Genomic DNA, 19,891 nt, shown 5'->3' on the forward strand with positions numbered 1-19,891 from the left:
CGTCAGGTCCGTTGCGGATCGAACACCGCGGCGTCCACGTCACCGTCGTGCCCGGCCAGCGGACCGATCCCGTACCGCGCGACGAGGCGGGCGGTCGGCAACGTCAGGCGCGGCAGGTCCGACACCGGGAACCAGCGCGCCTCGTGCACCTCCACCGCGTCCACCGCGATCGGATGCGCCGCCGGATCGATCCGCGCCACGAACACCGTGTCCACCCACTGGCCGCGCGGATGCACCACCGCGTTCGGTACCGCCGGGGTCAGGGTGTCCGGCACCAGCTCGATGCCCGCCTCCTCGGCCAGCTCCCGCGCCGCGCACGCCCGCGGCTCCTCGCCCCGCTCGATCAGCCCGCCCGGCAGCGTCCAGCCGAACCCGGGCGGCTGGTGCAGCAGCAGGATCCGCGCCTCCGCCGGCACCACGTGGGCCGGCACCCCGGCAGGCACGCTCGCCGCGTCCAGCAGCAGCGTCACCGCACCCAGCGTGTACGTCGGCGCGACGGTGCGCACCACCCGGCGCCGTACCCGGCTCGGCAGCCGGTGAAACACCCGGAAGCCGATGAAGTACGCGTAGCCACGCAGGCCGGACGGCCGCCGAATCGTCATGCATCCAGGCTATCGACCGCCACTCGGGCACGCATGATCACGTCACCGAGGGCCGGGAGTACCCGGGGAGGGCCGTGAGATGGCCGCTGCGGCGTCGACCGGGCGGGACGGTGCCCGTGGGGTCAGCTCGGTGGTACGACTGGGCGAGGCGGCGCGGGAGGCCCGGCGCCGACAGGGCTACGTGGTGGCGGTGCGGTCGACGGAGGCGATGAGCCGGCCGACGACCTCGTCGGCGGTCAGCTTGCCCGCGGACACCGCGACGAACAGCGCGTCCAGGTCCGGAAAGCCCAGCTCGTGCGCGGTACTGACGAGCGGGTCCTCGGCCGCGAGGGCGCGCTCCTTGCGGCGCAGCGCGCGGGCCACGGCGACCCGGCCGGCGTCGATGCGGTCGTTGAGGGTGTCGACGGCGGTGTCCGAATCGGACCGGTGGAACCACTTGCCGATGGCGAGCCGGGCGTTGGCGCTCTTGGCGAAGCCCAGCCACTCCTTGGAGGGGCCGGGATAGTCGCCCGCGTTGGTGGTGATGACCTCCACGACGTCGCCGTCCTCCAGCACCGTGGAGACCCGGGAGAGCCGCCCGTTCACGTACGCGCCGATGAGGCGGTCGCCGGTCTGGTTGGACTCCGAGTACGCGAGGTCGACGGGGGTGGCGCCGGCGGGGAGGATCACGCGCTCGCCGCCGGTGGTGAACACCTGGACCTGGTCCTCGGAGAGATCACATCGGAGCGCGTCGAGGAACTCGGCCGACGCCAGCGCGTCGCGCTCCCAGACGAGCAGCGACTGCAGCCAGTCGAGCCGCTCCCGGCCGCCGGTCGGCGCGGTGCCGTTGCGCAACTGTACGACGATGCCGAACTCGGCGGTGTCGTTCATCTCCTCGGTACGGATCATCACCTCGACCGGCTGCCGGCCCGGCCCCATCACCGTCGTGTGCAGCGACTGGTACAGGTTGAACTTGGGGGAGGCGATGAAGTCCTTGAACCGGCCCGGAACGGGGCGCCACAACGCGTGCATGGTGCCGAGCGCCGCGTAACAGTCGGTGGCCGGGCCGTCGACGATGACCACGATGCGGGGCGGGTCGTTCGGCTCGCGGAGCGGACCCGACGTCATCTCGTGGTAGATCGACGAGTGGTGCCGGGACCGCCGGATCACCTCGGCGTCGATCCGGTCCCGGCGCAGCGCACCGGACACCGTACGGATCACGTCCATCAGGTAGCCGCCGTCGTCGGCCCGTTCCGTCAGGTACTTGTCGATCTCCAGGAACATGTCCGGGTCGATCGTGCGCAGGACGATGTCCTCCAGCTCGGCCTTGAGCACGTGGATGCCCAGCCGGTCCGCCAGCGGTACGAGGACGTCCTGGGTGGCGTTCGCGATGCGGAGCTGGGAGCTGCGGGACTTGTGCTGGAGGGTGCGCATGTTGTGCACCCGGTCGGCCAGCTTGATGATCAGGACGCGGACGTCCTCGCCGGCCGCCACGATCATCTTGCGGATCGTCTCCGCCTCGGCCACGTCGCCGAAGAACACCTTGTCCAGTTTCGTCACGCCGTCGACCAGCAACGCCACCTCGGTGCCGAAGTCGGCGCGCAACTGCTCCAGCGTGTACTCGGTGTCCTCGACCGTGTCGTGCAGCAGCGCCGCCGCCAGCGTCACCGGGTCCATGCCCAGCTCGGCCAGGATCTGCGCGACCGCCAGCGGATGGCTGATGTACGCCTCGCCGGAGCGACGGACCTGCCCGGAGTGCATCCGGTCGGCCACCTCGAACGCCCGGAGCACCAGCGCCGCGTCGGGCCTCGGGTACGAGCCGCGGTGGGCGCGCACCAGCGCCTCGATCGGCGTCTCCGTGCCGCCGGAGCCGCCCCAGGGCAGCATCGCGCGAAGCCACCGGTACAGCGGTGCCGTGGCGCGGCGGTCCGGAGCTGCGGACTCCGGCGCCCGGGCGGGCGGATCGGCAGCCCATGAGGGGTTGGCTCCGAGGCTCAACGCCACCTCCGCATCCGACCTGGTGTGGTCTGACGGGTCCTTACACCGATCGTAATCGGCACGATGTTCGGCCGATCAGCCAATTACACCTGACCGTTCGATGGAAACCAACGAGCGGTCCGGTGCCCGATGACGGCTGTTCCCGCTCACGCGGTAGCGCGGGCGGGTCTGTGTAGCGTACGCGGAAGGTTGGACTCGCCGGAGGGGTCCGCCACCGTCCGCGCCGAGTCGGCCTTACGGAGCAGGTCACGGAACCGCTCGGCGCCCGCGACGGGGCACGCCCAGCCCGGCCCCGCCGCCACCGCCGGCTCGGTCGCCTCCACGATCCGGGTGTCCGGCAGCTCCAGGAACGTCAGGATCCGCTCGGTCTCCTCGGCGGTCGCGCACGGTGTGGGACCGGGCGCGGATCGTACGGTCTCGGCGGTGGCGAGCAGGGTGTCCAGCACCGGCCGCGGATGGACGCCGACCGGGGCGGTGCCGGCCGCGGCGAGCCGCCCGTACCGCACGACGGCCAGCTCCCAGCCGCCGACCGCGTCCCGCCGCGCGGCCAGCAGCTCCGGCAGCGCCGTCAGCGACCGCAGCCGCTGCATCCGCACCGCCGTCCGCAGCAGCGCGACCAGCCGGCCGCGCACCACGGCGGCCTCCTCGTACCGCTGGTCGGCGGCGAACGCGCCGATCCGGGCCAGCAGCCGGTCGACCAGTACGCCGGGATCGCCCCGGGTCAGGTCACGGAACGCGGCCGCGTGCTCCCCGTACGCCTCGGGCGAGATGCGGTGCTCGCACGGCGCCGCACACCGCCCGATCTCCGCCAGCGCGCACGCCGGGCTGGTCGACCGCACCGACAGCCGCTGCGTGCACTGCCGGAGCGGGACCGCGTCGTACACCCCCGCGGCGGCCAGCTCGGCGGTCCGCCGCGACGAGAACGGCCCCAGGTAGCTCCCGCCGTCGTCGGACAGCTTGCGCACCACCGACAGCCGCGGGTACGCCTCGGCGGTCAGCTTCAGCCAGTGCACCCGCTCCGGATACTTCGACCGCCTGTTGTACGGCGGCTTGTGCGCGGCGATCAGCCGCAGCTCCCGTACGCCGGCCTCCAGCGCGTGCGCGCACTCGACCGCCTCGATCCGCTCCGCCGCGGTCAGCATCTCCGTCATCCGGGCCCGCGTCTCCGCTGCCGTGAAGTAGCTGCGGACGCGGGTGGCGATGTCACCAGAGGTCCCCACGTACAGCGGGCGGTCCTTCGCGTCGCGGAACACGTACACCCCCGGGGTGTGGGGGAGGCCGTCGGCGAGGGACTTCTTGCGCCGCTGCACCGGGCTGACCGCCCGGGAGAACTCGGTCAGGTCGGACAGCGTGTGCACCTGGTGGCTGCCGACCCGTTCGAGCAGGGCGTGCAGCACGTCGACGGTGGCGCGGGCGTCGTCCAGCGCGCGGTGGCACGGCTCGGTCGTGGTGCGGAAGTATGCCGCGAGGGTGGCGAGCTTGCAGTTCGGCACCTCGTCGCGCAGCAGCGTGCGGCGGGCCAGCGTCACCGTGTCGACCACCGGGAAGCCCGGCCACGGGTAGCCGAACTTGGCGCACGCCGCCTTCAGGAACCCCACGTCGAACGGCGCGTTGTGCGCCACCAGCACCGAACCCTTCGCGAACTCCAGGAACGCCGGCAGCGCCTCCTCCAGCCGCGGTGCCTCCGCCACCATGACGTCGGTGATCCCGGTCAGCACCGCGATGAACGGCGGGATCGTCATGCCCGGGTTGACCAGGCTGCCGAACTCGCCGAGCCGCTCGCCGCCGCGCACCTTCACCGCGCCGATCTCGGTGATGCCGGCGTCGGCCGGCGCGCCGCCCGTCGTCTCCAGGTCGACCACCACGAACGTGGTGGCGGCGAGCGGCTGGCCCACCTCGTCGATGGTCTGCTGGCGGAAGGCGGTGGGTGGGGGCGTCGCGGGCACGTACGGCACGGTAGGCGCCGGGTACGACGAAACCGCCCGCGGCGTCGGTGTATCGATCGTGGTGACTCGCTCGGCGCAGCTCGCCGCCGGCGTGCCGTGCGGCCCGGTCGATGTAAGACTGTGCCTATGGCAGCACCGGAACGGACCGCGTCGTGATCATGACGGAACGGTCATATCTGCCCACCCCGCGTGCCGGGGTGGCGTACCGGGCTGTCCGTACGCGGGCCGGGTGGTCGGCATGAGTGCCGCCGTACCGGCAGAGCCCCGGCCCGAGCCGGACGACCCCGCCCTCGTCCCCGTACTCCCCGAGGCGGTGCGGCAGCGGGTGGTCACCCTCGCCGCGAACGTACTGGGTGGGCTGCCCGGCGACGACGTCCCCCCGGTACTCCGGCGCATCGCCCGGTTCGCCCCGCAGCGCCGGGCCCGGCTCGGGGCCACCAGCATCGCCGCGACGCTGTCCGCCGACCCGCTGTTCCGGCAGCGGGTCGCCGGCGTCATCCGCGACGCCGGCAACGACCTGACCGCCGCCGTCGCCGCCGGTACGAGCCCGGCCGCCGCCGACCCCGTCGAGGTCGGCGCGCTGGCGTACCTGCTGCGGCCGGACAACTGGATCGACCTCGTCGCCGGCAGCGCCGAGGCGGTCCGCAACGAGGCCGACCGGGACGCCACCGAACAGCGCGTCAAGGACGCCGAGCAGCGCGCCGACCGGGCCGAACAGGCCCGCGCCGCCGCCGTCGCCGAACAGGGCCGGCTGCGTGCCGAAGCCGCCGACGCGCGCGCCGAACTCGACGCGGCGCGGACCGAACTGCGCGCCGTACAGAAGGAGCTGCGGGAGACCCAGCGGCGCGAACGGCGCGCGGTCGACACGCTCAGCGCCGACCGGGGCCGCGCCGCCCGCGCCGAACGCGACCACGAGGCCGAACTCCGCCGGCTGCGCGCCAAACTCGCCGACGCCGAGGCCGCCGCCGCCAGCGCCCGCGCGCACGGTACGAAGGCGCACGCGTTCGACGATGCGCGGGCCTGGCTGCTGCTGGAGACCATCCGCAACGCCGCCCGCGGCCTCGTCCGCGAACTCGCGCTCGACCCGGTCGACCTGACCCCGGCCGACTTCGTCGCCGAGACCGCCGACGCGCCCGGCGGCGAACGCGCCAGCGAACGCGCCCTCGCCTCCGACGACCCTGCCCGGCTCGACCAGCTCCTCGCCCTGCCGCGGGCGCACATGATCGTCGACGGCTACAACGTCACCAAGACCGGGTACGGCGAGCTTTCCCTGGAACAGCAACGCAACCGGCTCGTCGGCGCGCTCGGCGCGCTGGCAGCGCGTACCGGGGCGGAGGTGACCTGCGTGTGGGACGGCGCCGAACCGGTGCACGGGGTCGCGCCACCGCCCCGCGGCGTACGGGTGCTGTTCAGTCGCAAGGGCGAGACCGCCGACGAGGTGATCCGCCGCCTCGTACGCGCCGAGCCCGACGGGCGCGTCCTCGTCGTGATCTCCTCCGACAAGGAGGTCGCCGACGGTACCCGCCGGCACGGCGCGTACCCGCTGTCGGCGTACACCCTGATCCGCCGGCTCGCCCGCGCCTGACACCGGTGAGCATCGCAGCGAGCGGAGCGAGCGAGGAGCGGAGCCGGTGTCAGGCGCGGCAAGGGGTATGGCGCCTGACACCGGTGAGCATCGCAGCGAGCGGAGCGAGCGAGGAGCGGAGCCGGTGTCAGGCGCGGCAAGGGGTGGGGCGCCTGACACCGGTGAGCATCGCAGCGAGCGAGGAGCGGGGCGGGTCAGGCGGTGAGGTCGAGAGGTTCGGTGGGGACGAGGCGGAGCCGGGGCAGCATGCCCGCTTCGGCGAAGACGTCGATGGCCCGCCGTACGTCGTCGTCGAAGTGCAGCTCGGGCGGAGGTCCGAGCAGCACCGTCACCACGCAGTCCGCGCACGCCCTGCCGCGGACGGCGCACCGGTCGCAGTCGATGATCATGGCGCCTCCCTGCCGGGACTCCGGGTCGTCGCCCGGATCGCACCGCACGTTACGCAGGGGGTACGACACTTCCGGCCAGGAACGGGCCGGGGTGGCCGCCCACCAGGACGAGGAGCGCAGCAGGTGACCGAACCCGAGGAACCGCCGATGTCGCGGACCGTGCTGATGGACGTACCGCTGGCGGTGCCGGCGGGGACGGAGCGGGTGCAGGCGCGGCGGATCTCGATGCGGCCGGGTGTCGCGTCGGGTGCGCACGTGCACAACTGCCCGGTGGTCGGCAGCATCGTCGCGGGATCCGTCGTGTATCAGGTGGCGGGGGAGCCGGCGCGGATGCTGGGCCCGGGTGACGTGTTCGTCGAGCCGGCGGGCGTGCCGGTGGCGCGGTTCGACGCGCAGGACGACGGCGCGGTGTTCCTGGCGTACTTCCTGCTCCGGGACGGCGAGGAGCCGGCGATCACCGGCGTGGACGGCTAGCGGTGTCGGGGACGGCGGGTGCGGCGACCGGCGCGGGCGTACTGCTGGTGCTGCTGGTCGTGGTGGTGTCGGTGGCGGTGCCGTGGCGGTGGGCGCGGCCGACGCGGGCCCAGCGGGCGGCGGCGGTGCGGTCGATGCCGGCGGACGGGGTGGCGGAGGGCCGGCGCCTGCACGGCGAGCTGCGCCCCACCCGGTACGTGGGGATCGCGGTGGACCTGGTCGTGGCGCTGGTGCTGGGGCTGACCCCGCTCGGCGGGGATCTGGTGCACGCGGTCGGCGCGGCGGTCGGCGGCGGCCGGCTGGTCACCGCCGTACTCGGTGGTCTGGTGCTGGGTGCGCTCGGCACGCTGGTGGGGCTGCCGGTGACGGTGTGGCGGCGGCGGATCCTGCGCCGGTACGGGCTGCTCACCCAGCGGTTCGTGGGCTGGCTGGCGGATCTGGGCCGGGGTGCGGTGCTCGGCGTGGTGCTGGGCGGCGGCGCGCTGCTGGGGTTCTTCGCGCTGACCGGCGCGTACCCGGGTGGGTGGTGGCTGCCGCTGGCCGGTGCCGCCGCGCTGGTGTCGGTACTGCTGTCGCTGGTGTTCCCGGTGCTGGTGGAGCCGCTGTTCAACCGGTTCACGCCGATGCCGGCCGGGCCGCAGCGGGACGACCTGCTGGCGCTGGCCGCGGCCGACGGCGTACCGGTGCGTTCGGTGTTGGTGGCGGACGCGTCGCGGCGGACCCGGGCGGTCAACGCGTACGTGTCGGGTTTCGGCCCGACCCGCCGGATCGTCGTGTTCGACACCCTGCTGTCCGCCGCGCCGGAGGCCGAGGTACGCCTGGTCGTGGCGCACGAGCTGGGCCACGCCCGCTACCGCGACGTCCTGTTCGGGACCGTACTGGGCGCGCTCGGCGCGGCGTTCGCCGTGTGCGTGCTGTACCTGGTGGGGACGTGGCACGGGCTGCTCGCGCTGGCCGGCGCCCGCGACTTCACCGACCCGCGTTCGGCGGCGCTGCTGTTCGCGCTGGTGACGGTGGGGCAGCTGGTCGCGTCGCCGGCCGGCGCCCTGGTCTCGCGACGGCTGGAGGCACGGGCCGACGCGCACGCGCTGGACCTGACCGGCGAGTCCGGCACGTTCGCCGCGATGCAGCGCCGGCTGGCGCTGCGCAACCTCGCCGACGTGGACCCGCCGACCCTCGAACACGTGCTGTTCGACTCCCATCCGAGCACCGCGGAACGCATCGCGGCGGCCGGCGCCGACCCCGCGCCGTAGGATCGCCGGGATGGGGCGGACGCTGCTGGTCACCAACGACTTTCCCCCGCGTACCGGGGGGATCCAGAACTTCGTGCACGCTCTCGCGGTGCGCCAGCCCGAGGACTCCCTGGTCGTGTACGCGTCGTCCTGGCGCGGTGCGGCCGAGTTCGACGCGGCGCAACCGTTCGAGGTGGTACGGGCGGACACGACGGTGCTGCTGCCGACCCCGCGGACCCGTCGGGAGGCGGTGGCGCTCGCCGTCGAGCGCGGCTGCGACACCGCCTGGTACGGGGCGATGGCGCCGCTCGGGCTGCTCGCCCCCGCGCTGCGCGCCGCCGGGGTCACCCGGCAGGTCGCGCAGACGCACGGGCACGAGGCCGGCTGGGCGGCCCTGCCCGGTACGCGCGGCCTGCTGCGCCGGATCGGCCGCCACGTCGACGTTGTCACGTACCTGGGGGAGCACTTCCGGACCCGGCTCGGGAGCGCGATCGGGCCGCGCGGGGCCCGGCTGGAGCACCTGGCGCCGGGCGTCGACACGACGAAGTTCCGGCCGGAGCTGGTGACCGGGGAGGGCGCCGCGATCCGCCGCGAACTCGGCCTCGCGGACCGGCCGGTCGTCGTGTGCGTGTCCCGGCTGGTGCCGCGCAAGGGGCAGGACACGCTGATCCGCGCGCTGCCCGCGCTGCGCCGCCGGGTACCGGACGCGGCGCTGCTGATCGTCTCCGGCGGCCCCGACCGGGACCGGCTGCGGAAGCTGGCGCGTGACACCGGGGTGACCGACCACGTCGTGTTCACCGGTTCGGTGCCGTGGGAGGCCCTGCCGCACTACTACGCGGCCGGTGACGTGTTCGCGATGCCGTGCCGGTCCCGCCGCGGCGGCCTGGAGGTCGAGGGCCTCGGCATCGTGTACCTGGAGGCGTCGGCGACCGGTCTGCCCGTCGTGGCCGGCGACTCCGGCGGCGCCCCCGACGCGGTACGTGACGGTGAGACCGGGTTCGTCGTCGGCGGCCGGGACGTACCGGCGCTGGCGGACCGGCTGGCCACGCTGCTGACCGACCGCGCCCTCGCCGAACGGATGGGCAAGGCCGGCCGCGCCTGGGTCGAGTCCGACTGGCAGTGGGACACCATCGCCGCCCGGATGCACACCCTGCTCACCGGGGTGTGAGCCGTCCCGCGGCGGGTAGCCGGCACACGGGGGTGGTCGTCATGACCCGGAAGGCGACGGTGCGCGCGCTGCTCGACACCTACGGCGAGACGTACGCGGAGCAGGCGGGGATCCGGTTGGCGGACACGCCGTCCCCGCTGTACCGGCTGCTGGTGCTGGCGACGCTGCTGTCCGCGCGAATCTCCGCCGACGTGGCGGTGGCCGCCGCACGCGAACTGTCCCGCGCCGGATTCCGTACCCCGCGGGCGATGCGGGACGCCACCTGGCAGCAGCGCGTCGACGCGCTCGGCCGCGGCCACTACCGCCGGTACGACGAGCGCACGGCGACGATGCTCGGTGAGGGCGCCGACCTGCTGCTGACCCGCTGGCGGGGCGACCTGCGGCGACTGCGCGCCGAGGCGGACGGCTCGGTGGCCGCGCTGCGCGACCGGCTCACCGCGTTCCCGGGGATCGGCCCGACCGGCGCCGACATCTTCCTGCGCGAGGTGCAGGGGGTCTGGCCCGAGACCGCCCCGTACGTCGACCGCCGGGTGAGCGCCGAGGCGCGCGAACTCGGCCTGCCGGCGACGGCGGCGGAGCTGGCCCGGCTGGTACCGCGCGGCGACCTGCCCCGGCTGGCCGCCGCCCTGGTACGAGTCCGCGGCCACGAGTCCGCCCTCCCCGCCGCCTGACCGCGCTGGGCGGCCACGAGTCCGCCTTCCGCGCGGCCCGACCGCGGGCGGGCGGTCGCGTGTCCCCCTTCCGCGCGGCCCGATCGCGGGCGGGCGGTCGCGTGTCCGCCTTCCGCGCGGTCCGATCGCGGCTGGGTGGTCACGAGCCCGCCGGCCGCGCGGACTGGCCGCCTGCCGTGGGTCGTGTCCGGCCAGCAGGGCGGCCCGGACGTGCCGGATGACCGTGGCGCCGTCAGTCCTCTGTGGACGGTGGGTCGATGCGGAACAGCGCGTCGGCGCACTGCCGCCGCCAGTCGTCGTCCGCGGCGAGCGTGTCGGCCAGGTCGCTTCCCCAGATCTGCCGCCGGTCGCTGCCGACTCCGGTACGCAGCAGCGCCACGGCCCCGGCCGCGGCGGGCCCGATCTCGCCGAGGCACCGGACGGCGGCGGTCCGCGCCGTACCGTCGGGGATGGTCGGCGGTGGGTCGCCGCGCAGGATCGGCCAGTCCGCCGGCCGCATCCCGAGCCCGACGTCCCCGAGCGCCCGGACGAGCACCGGTACGACGGGCTCCGCGGCTCCGGCGACCCGCCAGTACGCGACGGCGGCGCGGGCTGCCACTCCCGCGTCCTGGTGGCGGAGCAGCGTCCGGGCTTGCTCGGCGAACCCGGCGCCGGCCGGCCCGATCTCGGCGAGGGCGTCGAGTGCCGGTCGCGGGTCGGCGGCGCCCAGCCCGGTACCCAGCTCGGCGAGCAGCAGCGCCGGGTCCAGGTCGATGTGGTGCACGGCGAGCGCGGCGGCGAGCCGTACGCCGGGGTCGTCGTGGTCGCGCAGGGCGTGCAGGTCGGGCAGCGCCCCGGCGGCGGCCGGGCCGAACCGGTCGAGTACCCGGGTGACGCGGTCCGGCGCCGTCCCGAGGCCGCCGATCCAGCGCAGGATTCCGATCGACCCGATCCGGTTGCGTACCGCGTCGACGACCTCGGCGACGGCCGCGTCGGTCGGGGTGGTGACGCGGCCCAGCGCCTCGACCACCCCGAACCGCAGTACGCCGTCGGGCGCGGTCCGGACGTGGTCGAGCAGTGCCGGGCCGCAGGTCGCGGCCGCCCACGGCCCGAGCCGCGGCAGTACGTCGAACTCCAGCTCCAGCCAGCGCGGCTCGTCCGCGGTGAGCTGCTCCGCCACGTACCTGCCGATGCGCGGGTCGCGCAGCCGGCAGAGCGCGCGCAGCGGATCGTTGCCGGGGGTGCTGCGGTGTTGGTGGAGCGCGGCGAAGGTCGCCAGGCCGTCCGTGGCGTCGGGTGTCGTGCCGCCCGCGTACGACAGGGCGGCGCCGAAGTCGCCCGGGCCGAAGACCAGGTGGCGCCGCAGGTCCTGCGCGGTCTCGCCGTCCCCGGTCAGCGCCGCGCCGGTGGCGGCGAGGATCCGGACGAGCGCCGGCACCAGCCGTACGGCGGGGCGCCACGCCCGGAGCAGGTCGCCGGCGGTCCGCACCGTGCCGTCCCGGATCCACGTGTCCGGATGGCCCAGCAGCACCTCCATGCCGTCGAGTACGAGGTCGGGCCGGTCGGCCAGCCGCTCGCACAGGTGCGGTGCCGGGGACGGCACCCGCGGCAGCTCGTCGTAGCCGGGCGCCGCCCCGGCCAGGCCACGTCGCAGGTCGGCCGGCGTGGTCGCCACGGTCACCGCGGCGGCGAACCGGGGCAGCGGCGCCGGATCGTCGAGCCGGTCCGCGACCGGTACGCCGAGGTCGGCGAGCGCGACGGTCACCGCGGCCCGGACCGCGGGGTTCGGATCCGTACGGCTCAGCCGGTGCAGCGTCGCGACCGCGCCGTCCGTCGCGACGCGGCCCAGCAGCGTCGCCGCCCAGGCACGTACGCCGGCGTCGGTGTCGGCGGCGAGCCGCTGGACCGTGGGCGTCGCGGCGGTGAGGGCGGCCTGCGCCGCGGTCAGGTTCGCCAGCCAGCCGGGCTGCTCCGGATCCGCCGACCGCTCGGTGACTTCGGTGAGCAGCCGCAGGATCCGGGTCCGGTCGACCCCCGGTACGTCGAGCAGCTTCACCAGGTACGGCACGGCGAGCGCGATCCCGGCGTACGCGTCGTCGTGCGGGACCTCGTACGCCCACCACACGGCGTCCAGCAACCGTTCCACGTCCGCCGGGGCGCCGCCGGCAGCCGCCGTCAGCAGCCGACGGACCCGGTCCCGCTCGTACCGGTACTCGTCGTCCTCGTCCGTGTCGTCCTCGTCCAGCACCGGCCGACCGTACCGACCGGGTGTGACGAGGGCTCAGAAGCGGGGCGCGTCCGGGGGTTCGAGCAGGCCGAGACGCAGCGCGGTCATCAGCGCCTGCGCACGGTTGCCGGCGCCGAGCTTCTCGTACAGCTTGGAGATGTGCGTCTTGGCGGTGGACTCCGAGACGTACAGCTGCTTGGCGATGCCGGCGACGCTCATGCCGTCGGCGAGCAGCTTGAGGACCTGCCCCTCGCGCGGGGACAGCTGCGGGCCGGACGGGGCGAGCCGGCGCTTCATGGCCTCGGCCAGGTCGGCCGCGGTGAACGCGTTCGGCGTGGAGGCGGCGTGCCGGGCGGCGGCGACGACGTCGTCCGCGGGCGCACTCTTCGGTACGAACGCGCTGGCGCCGGCTTCGAGCGCGCCGAACAGCTGGTCGTCCCCGGCGTACATGGTGAGGACGACGATGCCCATGGTCGGGTGCGCCTTGCGCAGCTGGCGGGTGGCGGACAGGCCGCTGCCGTCCGGCAACCGCAGGTCCATGATCACCACGTCGGGCTGGAGGGCCGCCGCCTGGCGTACTCCGTCGGCCGCGGTGCCGGCCTCGCCGGCCACCTCGAAGTTCGGGTCGCGTTCGAACGCGTGGCGCAGACCCTTGCGGATCAGGTCGTGGTCATCGACCAGCAGGATCCTGGTGCGGCCGGTCGGCTGCTCGGACATCGTCGTCTGCTCCGGCACTCGGGGATCGTGGGCACGCGGAGTGTCGGGGGTGGGCCACTGGCTGTCAGACATTGTCCGCCTCCATACCCTCCGCTGCCGATACGCTACCCTGCCGGGGCCTCGTACCGAGCACAGCGGCGATGGTTGTTCCGCTCGGCTTGCGTGGGCTGATCCGTAGATCGGCCCGGATCCGCCGGGACCGCTCCGCCATGATCTTGAGGCCGTAGCTGCGTTCGCCGGTCTCCGCGGGCATGCCGAGGCCGTCGTCCGACACCTCGATCCGGGCGTACGGCGGGTCGATCTCGCAGGTCACCCACAGGTTCTCAGCATGCGCGTGTTTGCGCGCGTTGGTGATCGCCTCCTGCCCGATCCGCAGGAGTTCGGTCTCCACCGTGGCCGGCAACCGGGCAGTCGACTCGTCCAGGGACAGATGGACACGCATCCCGCTCGACGCGCCGACGGTACGGGCGTAGTCGGCGAGGGCGGTGGCCAGCCCGCCGGACGGGTCCACGTCGGTACGCAGCTCGAACAGCGACAGGCGCAGCTCGGTGATCACCCGGGTGACCTCGGCGCGCAGGGTGTGCAGGTCGTCGATCGCCTCGTCGGCACCGGACACGCCGGACAGCGACCCGACCGCGTTGTCGATCCCGTACCCGACCATGACGAGTTCCTGCGCGACGCCGTCGTGGATCTCCCGGGCGAGGCGCTGCCGTTCCTCGGTCGTGGCCAGCGCGCGTACCTCGTCGAACAGCAGCGCGGCCTCCAGCCGCAGCGCCGCGGAGGCGACCAGGCCGCGGACGTTGGCCACCGTCTCCGGCGGGTACGCGCCGGCCCGGTCGGCCTCGACGACCAGCAGGCCGATGCTGCGTACCCCCGCCACCAGCGGTACGACCAGGGCGGACACCGTGCCGCCGACGGCCGACCGGGCCAGCGACCGGGACGCCAGGTGCGGCTGCTGGCTGACCCACGCCTCGGCGATCGGGGTGTCCGCCGACAGCGACGTCTCCCAGTCCGTACGCTCCGGGCCGCGCTGCGCGAGCACGACCAGGCGCCCGCCGCCAGACCGGCCGAGTACGGCGGCGCGGTCCGCGGGCGCGGTGGCCACCACCTCGTCGAGCAGCCCCGCGGCGATCCCGCCCAGGTCCAGGGTTCCCCCGGGCAACTGTCGCGCCACCGTACGCAGCTGCGTCAGCAGCCGGGTCGCCGCCACGTACGGCTGGGGTTCGTCGGGGCGGCCCCGCTGGTACATGCGGCGGCCGGCGAGCCCACCGGCGACCGTGACGAGCAGCCACAGCACGGCCGGGATGAGGAAGTCGGCGGTACCGAGCCGGCCGCTCGCGGCGCCGGCACCGAGTACGGCGGCGACCGCGAACAGCGCCATCCCCAGCGCCTCCGCCGTACTGGCGAACAGCGCGGCGGCCCGCACCGGCACGATCAGGTACGGCAGGGTCGCCCCGTACGGCGTGTCCAGGGCGGCCGCGGACAGTGCGACGACGACGATCTCGGCGATGCGGCCGAGCCGGCCGAGTACCGGATGCTCGGGGACCAGCAGGCCGGGCAGCGCGGCCACCGCGAGCAGACCGCACCAGGCCAGCGTGCCCGGCCGCGGCACCGACACCAGGGCGAGCGCGACGACGAGGACGAGCATCCCGCCGCGCATGATCCGGACGAGGTGGACGGCCGGCGACGACGGCGCCTCACCGGTACGTTGCTCGCTCACCCGACCACCCTGTCACGGGGTGGGCCCTCAGGTGTAGATGGCAGCGATCTCGTCTGCGTACTCCTTGAGCACCACGCCGCGCTTGACCTTCAGCGACGGCGTCATCTCGCCGGTCTCCTCGCTGAAGTCGCGGGGCAGGATCCGGAACACCTTGATCGCCTCGGCCCGGGAGACCGCCCGGTTCGCCTCGTCCACCGCCGCCTGGATCTCCGCCCGTACGTCCGGGTCGGTGGCCAGGTCCGCGGCGGACGTGCCGGCCGGCTTGCCGTGGGAGGCGAGCCAGTCCGGCAGCGACTCCGGGTCGAGCGTGACCAGCGCGGCGATGAACGGCTGCCGGTCGCCGACGACCATGCACTGGCTGACCAGCGGATGCGCCCGCACCCGGTCCTCCAGTACGGCGGGGGCGACGTTCTTGCCGCCCGCGGTCACGATGATCTCCTTCTTGCGCCCGGTGATGGTCAGGAAACCCTCGTCGTCGAGTTCGGCCAGGTCGCCGGTGTGGAAGAACCCGTCGGCGGTGAACGCCTCCGCGGTCGCCTCGTCGTTGCCCCAGTACCCGGCGAAGACGTGGTCGCCCTTGACGAGCAGCTCGCCGTCGTCGGCGATGCGTACCTCGGAGCCGGGGATCGGCAGCCCGACCGTACCGATCTTGAACTTGTGCTCCTGGCTGACCGCGATGACCGGCGACGTCTCGGTCATCCCGTACCCCTCGTACACGGTGACGCCGACGCCGCGGAAGAAGTGCGCCAGCCGTTCACCGAGCGGGGCACCGCCCGAGATCGCGTGCACGCACTGGCCACCCATCGCCGCGCGGAGCTTCGAGTACACCAGCTTGTCGAAGACGGCGTGCTGGATCCGGGTGCCGAGGCCGATCCGCCCCGCCGTGAGCCCCTTGCTGTACGCGATGGCGACCCGCTCGGCCCGGTCGAAGATGGCGCCCTTGCCCTCGCCGTGCGCCTTCTGCTTCGCGCCGTTGTACACCTTCTCGAACACCCGCGGCACGGCAAGCAGGAACGTCGGCCGGAACGACTGGAGGTCGGGCAGCAGGTTCTTCACGTCGGCGGTGTGGCCCATCCGGGCCCGCGCCTGCACCACCCCGACCTGGATGATCCGCGCGAACGAGTGCGCCAGCGGCAGGAACAGCAGCGTCGCCGACCGCTCGTTGAACAGCGACAGCAGGCCGGGCACGGTGTTCTGGATGTCGGCGGCCAGGTTCCGGTGGGTGAGCATGCAGCCCTTCGGCCGCCCCGTCGTACCGGAGGTGTAGATCAGCGTGGCCACGTCGTCGGCGCCGCGGCTGCGGCGGCGCTCGTCGACCTGCTCCGGCGGTACCGCGCCGCCGGCCTCGACCAGCGAGCCGACCGCGTCGTCGTCGATCGTCCAGACCTGCTTCAGCTCGGTCAGCCGGTCCCGCAGGTCGTCGACCAGCGCCCGGTGGTCGGGCGTCTCCACCAGGCAGGCCACCGCGCCCGAGTTGCTGAGGATCCACTCGACCTGATCCGAACTGGACGTCTCGTACACGGGGACGGTGACGCCGCCGGCGGCCCAGATCGCGTAGTCCAGCAGGGTCCACTCGTACCGGGTCTTGGACATGAGGCCGATCCGGTCACCCGGGGCCAGACCGCTCGCGATCAGGCCGCGCGCCACCGCCACGACCTCGTCCCGGAACTGCCGGGTCGTCACCGGCTCCCACTCCGAGCCGCGCAGACGGGAGAACTGGACCGTGTCCGGGTACTCCTCGGCGTTGCGCCACACCACGTCGGTGAGGTTCACGTCGTCGGCGACGGTGACGACCGGGGGAACGGTCAACTCGCGCACGCTGGGCTCCTCGCGCTGCCGGCCGGTCTGGCCGCGCTGGTCGGCTGCTGGTGGTGATCACCGACACGAAAACTCGGTGATCTCCTCGAAACCTACCGCCCGGTCACCCCTACCACGAGTCCCGGTGGCGGAATGGGCTGTGGAAGGCTGACCGGGTGCCCCAGGTGGACGTGCTGCAGGAGATGTTCGTGGCGGCCCCGCCGCGCCGGGTGGCCGACCGGCTGGCCGACCCGGCGGTACCGGCCGCGCTGTGGCCGGACCTGACCGTGACGGTCACCGAGCGCCGCGGCGACGAGGGCCGGCGGTACGCGGTGGACGGCGCCTGGCGCGGGACCGCGGAGCTGTGGCTCGAACCCTGCGCGGACGGCGTCCTCGTGCACGCGTACCTGCGGGTCGACCGGGCCGCGGGCGTACCGTCGGCGGCCGCCTGCGGGCGGGAGTGGCGGCGGCGGGACGCGGCGATGCGGCGCGCGCTGTGGCCGTACAAGGACGAGCTGGAGGCGGATCGGTCACCCGGTGACCCCGTGGCACCCCGGCCACGTGCGCACGCGGAGTAGCCTCACGGTCCATGACGGACTCCTCCACGCAGTCGATCGTCGTGGCCAGCACCCTGGGGCAGGTCACGGAGATCATCACCGACTTCCCCTCGTACCCGGAGTGGGCGAGCGGGGTGAAGACGGTCGAGGTGTTCGAGGAGTACGAGGACGGCTATGCCAGCCGGGTGCGGTTCGTGCTCGACGCCGGCGTGCTGAAGGACGACTACGTCCTGGAGTACGAGTACGCGGAGGACCTGTCGCGCATCCAGTGGCGGCTGGTCGAGCCGTCGAAGGTGCAGAAGGCGCAGGTCGGGGCGTACGACCTGGACGACAACGGCGACGGCACCGTGACCGTGACGTACTCCCTGTCGGTGGAGCTGGCGACCCCGATGCTCGGGATGCTGCGCCGGCGGGCCGAGAAGATGATCATGGACGTGGCGCTCAAGGAGCTGAAGAAGCGGGCCGAGGCGACGGCCTGAGCCGCGCCGCAGCAACGGCCCGAGCTGCGCCGGGGCAACGGCCTGAGCCCCGCCGCAGGTCGGTCAGTAGAGTTTCATTCCGGTCGGACCCGTTCGGGTCCGGGGCGGGAGTGCGCGGTGGGATCCTCAGCGGTACGGGACGAGGCGGAGAAGCTCGTCTCCGAGGTTTTCGCGGCCGCCGCGCGGGCGGCCCGGGACGTACCGGGAGACCCGGGGTGCCGGTGCCCGGTGTGCCGCACGGTCGAGGCCGTGCGCGCGCCCGACCCGGCGGTGGCCTCGCGGGTCGCCGGCGCCGTCGGGGACGTGGCCAGCGGCGTGGCCGGGCTGCTGCGCTCGCTGTCCGACCTCGCCACCGACACACCGCGACACACCGCGGACGACGAGCCCGACGGCACGGGCCCGTCCGCCGAGCACGACGGTCCCGCCGGTACGGGCGGGGCGGAGCAGAAGGGAGACGGCGGGTGTCACTGACGATCGGGGTGGACGTCGGCGGAACGAAGGTGGCCGCCGCGGTCGTCGAGGAGGACGGCTCGGTACTCGCGCAGACCCGTCGCCACACGCCGGCCGACGACGTCTCGCAGACCCTCCAGATGATCATGGACGCGGTCGAGGAGCTGGTCACCGCGCACGACGTCGAGGCGATCGGCATCGGCGCCGCCGGCTGGATCGACGCGGCCCGCTCCACCGTGCTGTTCGCGCCGAACATCGCCTGGCGCAACGAACCGCTCCAGGCCGAGCTGGCCGACAAGTTCGGGCTTCCGGTCGTCGTCGAGAACGACGCGAACGTCGCCGCCTGGGCCGAGTACCGGTTCGGCGCGGGGCGCGACGTCGAGTCCATGCTGATGTACACGGTGGGCACCGGCATCGGCGGCGCCGTCATCATGGACGGCCGGCTCATCCGCGGCGCGCACGGCATCGCCGCCGAACTCGGCCACCTCATCGCCGTACCGGACGGGCAGATCTGCGGGTGCGGCCGCCGCGGCTGCCTGGAGCAGTACGCCAGCGGTCAGGCCCTCGTCCGCCTCGGCCAGGCCGCCGTCGCGCACGACCCCGACTCCGCACCCATCCTCGGCGAACTCGCCGGCGGCGTACCGTCCGCGGTCACCGGGCCGATGATCACCGACGCGGCCCGCCGCGGCGACACCGCCTCCGTCGGCGCGCTCGCCGACATCGGCAAGTGGCTCGGCATCGCCTGCGTCGACCTCGTCCAGGCGCTCGACCCGCAGGTCATCGTCATCGGCGGCGGCGTCGTCGACGCCGGCGACCTGCTGCTGGACCCCACCCGCGCGTCGTACGCGGCGGGCATGGCGCAGCGCGGCCGGCTCCCCGTCGCCGAACTGCGCCCGGCCGAGATGGGCAACACGGCGGGCGTCGTAGGGGCAGCCGACCTCGCTCGGTCTCGTTAGGGGCGCTGCGCCGGGCTCGTTCGTCCGCTCGCCGCGCCGATCCCCGGCTTGTGTGCCTCTACGCACACGGCGCCGGGTCTCGGCTTGCGAGCGAACGAACGAGCCTCGGCTCGCTCGCGTCCCCACGGGGTGACGGTGAGAGCCAGAGCCAAGAGCCAAAGCGTGATCGGAGGGTACGGGTGGCGGTGCGGGTGACGGTGCTGAGCTACAACGTGCACGGGCTGAAGGACGACCGGGCGGCGCTGTACCGGGTGGTGCGGGCGGCGCGGCCGGACGTGGTGCTCGTACAGGAGGCGCCGCGGCGGCTGCGGTGGCGGTCCCGGTGCGCGGAGCTGGCCCGCGGCTGCGGCCTGTACTTCGGCGCCGGTGGCGGGCCGGCGCTCGGCAACCTGGTGATGGTCGGGCAGCGGGTGCGGGTGCTGGCGGACCGGCCGCTGCGGTTCCCGCTGCGGCCGGGGCGGCACCTGCGCGGGATCGCGTTCGCGGACTGCGAGGTGGGCGGGGTGCGGTTCACCGCGGCCGGCACGCACCTGAGTACGGACTCGGACGAGCGGCTGGACCAGGCGGACCGGCTCGCGGCCGTACTGGCGGTGCAGCCGACGCCGCTGGTCGTCGGCGCCGACCTGAACGAGCCGCCCGGCGGTGCGGCCTGGCAGCGGCTGCTGTCCGCCGACCTGCGCGACACCGCAGACGGCAACACGGCGACCTATCCGGCCTCCGCGCCGCACTCCCGGCTCGACGCGGTGCTCACCGACCCCACCACCACGACCGTCCGGTACGAGGTGGTCGCGGACCGCGACACCCGTGCCGCCTCCGACCACCTGCCGGTCCTCGCGGAGATCACCCTGTCGTGATCGTCTGTTAGGGTCGGCGGGCGGCAGGATCCTGCCGTGATCCGTTGGTACGAGACATTCACGGTGATGCGAATGACGACCAGGACAGGATCGGAGGCGCGACCCACCCGC

At 74.1% G+C, this 19,891-nt stretch carries 18 protein-coding genes; 10 read left to right on the forward strand and 8 right to left on the reverse strand.

The genetic code is table 11. The features are described from left to right. Window positions 1–2: 2 nt before the first annotated feature. The 3 genes from Aru02nite_RS21670 to Aru02nite_RS21680 all read right to left on the reverse strand — a co-directional run bounded on the left by Aru02nite_RS21670 (window position 3) and on the right by Aru02nite_RS21680 (window position 4,525). The gene (locus Aru02nite_RS21670; protein WP_203660557.1) at window positions 3–602 is read right to left on the reverse strand and encodes an NUDIX hydrolase; all 600 of its coding nucleotides are present in this window, start codon (window positions 600–602) and stop codon (window positions 3–5) included. A 177-nt stretch (window positions 603–779) separates the two neighbouring features. Then, window positions 780–2,468: a RelA/SpoT family protein gene (locus tag Aru02nite_RS21675; protein ID WP_203660559.1), complete on the reverse strand. Its 1,689-nt coding sequence runs from the start codon at window positions 2,466–2,468 to the stop codon at window positions 780–782. A gap of 257 nt (window positions 2,469–2,725) precedes the next feature. Beyond that, entirely contained in the window at window positions 2,726–4,525 is a 1,800-nt protein-coding gene (locus Aru02nite_RS21680; RefSeq protein WP_239076858.1) for a DEDD exonuclease domain-containing protein, read from the reverse strand. Window positions 4,526–4,763: 238 nt separating this feature from the next. On the opposite strand from Aru02nite_RS21680, the gene Aru02nite_RS21685 reads away from it, so the two are divergent. Continuing rightward, a complete protein-coding gene (locus Aru02nite_RS21685; RefSeq protein ID WP_203660563.1) occupies window positions 4,764–6,110 on the forward strand; it encodes an NYN domain-containing protein in 1,347 nt (448 codons plus the stop codon). 194 nt (window positions 6,111–6,304) lie between these two features. Here the strand turns inward: Aru02nite_RS21685 and Aru02nite_RS21690 are convergent, their stop codons facing one another. Further along, complete coding sequence (locus tag Aru02nite_RS21690) at window positions 6,305–6,499, reverse strand: hypothetical protein (RefSeq protein ID WP_203660565.1); 195 nt, start codon at window positions 6,497–6,499, stop codon at window positions 6,305–6,307. Window positions 6,500–6,622: 123 nt separating this feature from the next. Between Aru02nite_RS21690 and Aru02nite_RS21695 the strand changes: the two genes are divergently transcribed. Genes Aru02nite_RS21695 through Aru02nite_RS21710 form a run of 4 tightly spaced genes read left to right on the forward strand, consistent with a single transcriptional unit; the run spans window position 6,623 to window position 10,044 of the window. Further along, window positions 6,623–6,973: a cupin domain-containing protein gene (locus Aru02nite_RS21695; RefSeq protein ID WP_203660567.1), complete on the forward strand. Its 351-nt coding sequence runs from the start codon at window positions 6,623–6,625 to the stop codon at window positions 6,971–6,973. Window positions 6,974–6,975: 2 nt separating this feature from the next. Further along, on the forward strand, window positions 6,976–8,226 hold the full coding sequence (locus tag Aru02nite_RS21700) for a M48 family metallopeptidase (protein WP_203660569.1): 1,251 nt from the start codon (window positions 6,976–6,978) through the stop codon (window positions 8,224–8,226). 10 nt (window positions 8,227–8,236) lie between these two features. Beyond that, complete coding sequence (locus tag Aru02nite_RS21705; protein WP_203660571.1) at window positions 8,237–9,373, forward strand: glycosyltransferase family 4 protein; 1,137 nt, start codon at window positions 8,237–8,239, stop codon at window positions 9,371–9,373. A gap of 41 nt (window positions 9,374–9,414) precedes the next feature. Beyond that, entirely contained in the window at window positions 9,415–10,044 is a 630-nt protein-coding gene (locus tag Aru02nite_RS21710) for a hypothetical protein (protein ID WP_203660573.1), read from the forward strand. Window positions 10,045–10,276: 232 nt separating this feature from the next. Here the strand turns inward: Aru02nite_RS21710 and Aru02nite_RS21715 are convergent, their stop codons facing one another. The 4 genes from Aru02nite_RS21715 to Aru02nite_RS21730 all read right to left on the reverse strand — a co-directional run bounded on the left by Aru02nite_RS21715 (window position 10,277) and on the right by Aru02nite_RS21730 (window position 16,505). Beyond that, window positions 10,277–12,271, reverse strand: coding sequence for a HEAT repeat domain-containing protein (locus Aru02nite_RS21715; protein ID WP_203660575.1), 1,995 nt, complete (start codon window positions 12,269–12,271; stop codon window positions 10,277–10,279). Window positions 12,272–12,304: 33 nt separating this feature from the next. Further along, window positions 12,305–12,967 carry a response regulator transcription factor gene (locus Aru02nite_RS21720; RefSeq protein WP_203660728.1) on the reverse strand — a complete coding sequence of 221 codons (663 nt, stop codon included), beginning with the start codon at window positions 12,965–12,967 and terminating at the stop codon, window positions 12,305–12,307. A gap of 64 nt (window positions 12,968–13,031) precedes the next feature. Beyond that, window positions 13,032–14,615, reverse strand: a complete 1,584-nt coding sequence (locus tag Aru02nite_RS21725) for a sensor histidine kinase (RefSeq protein WP_203660730.1) — start codon at window positions 14,613–14,615, stop codon at window positions 13,032–13,034. A 99-nt stretch (window positions 14,616–14,714) separates the two neighbouring features. After that, window positions 14,715–16,505 (reverse strand): AMP-dependent synthetase/ligase, encoded by a 1,791-nt coding sequence (locus Aru02nite_RS21730; RefSeq protein ID WP_203660577.1) that lies wholly within the window; start codon window positions 16,503–16,505, stop codon window positions 14,715–14,717. Between the two features lie 164 nt (window positions 16,506–16,669). Here Aru02nite_RS21730 and Aru02nite_RS21735 point away from each other — a divergent pair, with 164 nt between their 5' ends. The 5 genes from Aru02nite_RS21735 to Aru02nite_RS21755 all read left to right on the forward strand — a co-directional run bounded on the left by Aru02nite_RS21735 (window position 16,670) and on the right by Aru02nite_RS21755 (window position 19,780). Beyond that, entirely contained in the window at window positions 16,670–17,062 is a 393-nt protein-coding gene (locus Aru02nite_RS21735; RefSeq protein ID WP_203660579.1) for a polyketide cyclase / dehydrase and lipid transport, read from the forward strand. 11 nt (window positions 17,063–17,073) lie between these two features. Further along, window positions 17,074–17,520, forward strand: coding sequence for an SRPBCC family protein (locus Aru02nite_RS21740; RefSeq protein WP_203660581.1), 447 nt, complete (start codon window positions 17,074–17,076; stop codon window positions 17,518–17,520). Window positions 17,521–17,637: 117 nt separating this feature from the next. Continuing rightward, on the forward strand, window positions 17,638–17,991 hold the full coding sequence (locus Aru02nite_RS21745; RefSeq protein ID WP_203660583.1) for a hypothetical protein: 354 nt from the start codon (window positions 17,638–17,640) through the stop codon (window positions 17,989–17,991). Beyond that, window positions 17,982–18,926 (forward strand): ROK family protein, encoded by a 945-nt coding sequence (locus Aru02nite_RS21750; RefSeq protein ID WP_203660585.1) that lies wholly within the window; start codon window positions 17,982–17,984, stop codon window positions 18,924–18,926. The genes Aru02nite_RS21745 and Aru02nite_RS21750 overlap by 10 nt, the downstream gene beginning before the upstream one ends. A gap of 185 nt (window positions 18,927–19,111) precedes the next feature. Continuing rightward, on the forward strand, window positions 19,112–19,780 hold the full coding sequence (locus tag Aru02nite_RS21755) for an endonuclease/exonuclease/phosphatase family protein (RefSeq protein ID WP_203660732.1): 669 nt from the start codon (window positions 19,112–19,114) through the stop codon (window positions 19,778–19,780). Window positions 19,781–19,891 lie beyond the last annotated feature (111 nt).

Source organism: Actinocatenispora rupis (assembly GCF_016861975.1).
GTDB classification, from domain to species: Bacteria; Actinomycetota; Actinomycetes; order Mycobacteriales; family Micromonosporaceae; genus Actinocatenispora; species Actinocatenispora rupis.

Coding starts and splice junctions, on each gene's coding strand:
- Aru02nite_RS21670 (WP_203660557.1), bottom strand. CDS start 602: ATGACGATTCGGCGGCCGTCCGGCCTGCGTGGCTACGCGTACTTCATC.
- Aru02nite_RS21675 (WP_203660559.1), bottom strand. CDS start 2,468: ATGCTGCCCTGGGGCGGCTCCGGCGGCACGGAGACGCCGATCGAGGCG.
- Aru02nite_RS21685 (WP_203660563.1), top strand. CDS start 4,764: ATGAGTGCCGCCGTACCGGCAGAGCCCCGGCCCGAGCCGGACGACCCC.
- Aru02nite_RS21690 (WP_203660565.1), bottom strand. CDS start 6,499: ATGATCATCGACTGCGACCGGTGCGCCGTCCGCGGCAGGGCGTGCGCG.
- Aru02nite_RS21705 (WP_203660571.1), top strand. CDS start 8,237: ATGGGGCGGACGCTGCTGGTCACCAACGACTTTCCCCCGCGTACCGGG.
- Aru02nite_RS21710 (WP_203660573.1), top strand. CDS start 9,415: ATGACCCGGAAGGCGACGGTGCGCGCGCTGCTCGACACCTACGGCGAG.
- Aru02nite_RS21720 (WP_203660728.1), bottom strand. CDS start 12,967: ATGTCCGAGCAGCCGACCGGCCGCACCAGGATCCTGCTGGTCGATGAC.
- Aru02nite_RS21725 (WP_203660730.1), bottom strand. CDS start 14,615: ATGCTCGTCCTCGTCGTCGCGCTCGCCCTGGTGTCGGTGCCGCGGCCG.
- Aru02nite_RS21740 (WP_203660581.1), top strand. CDS start 17,074: ATGACGGACTCCTCCACGCAGTCGATCGTCGTGGCCAGCACCCTGGGG.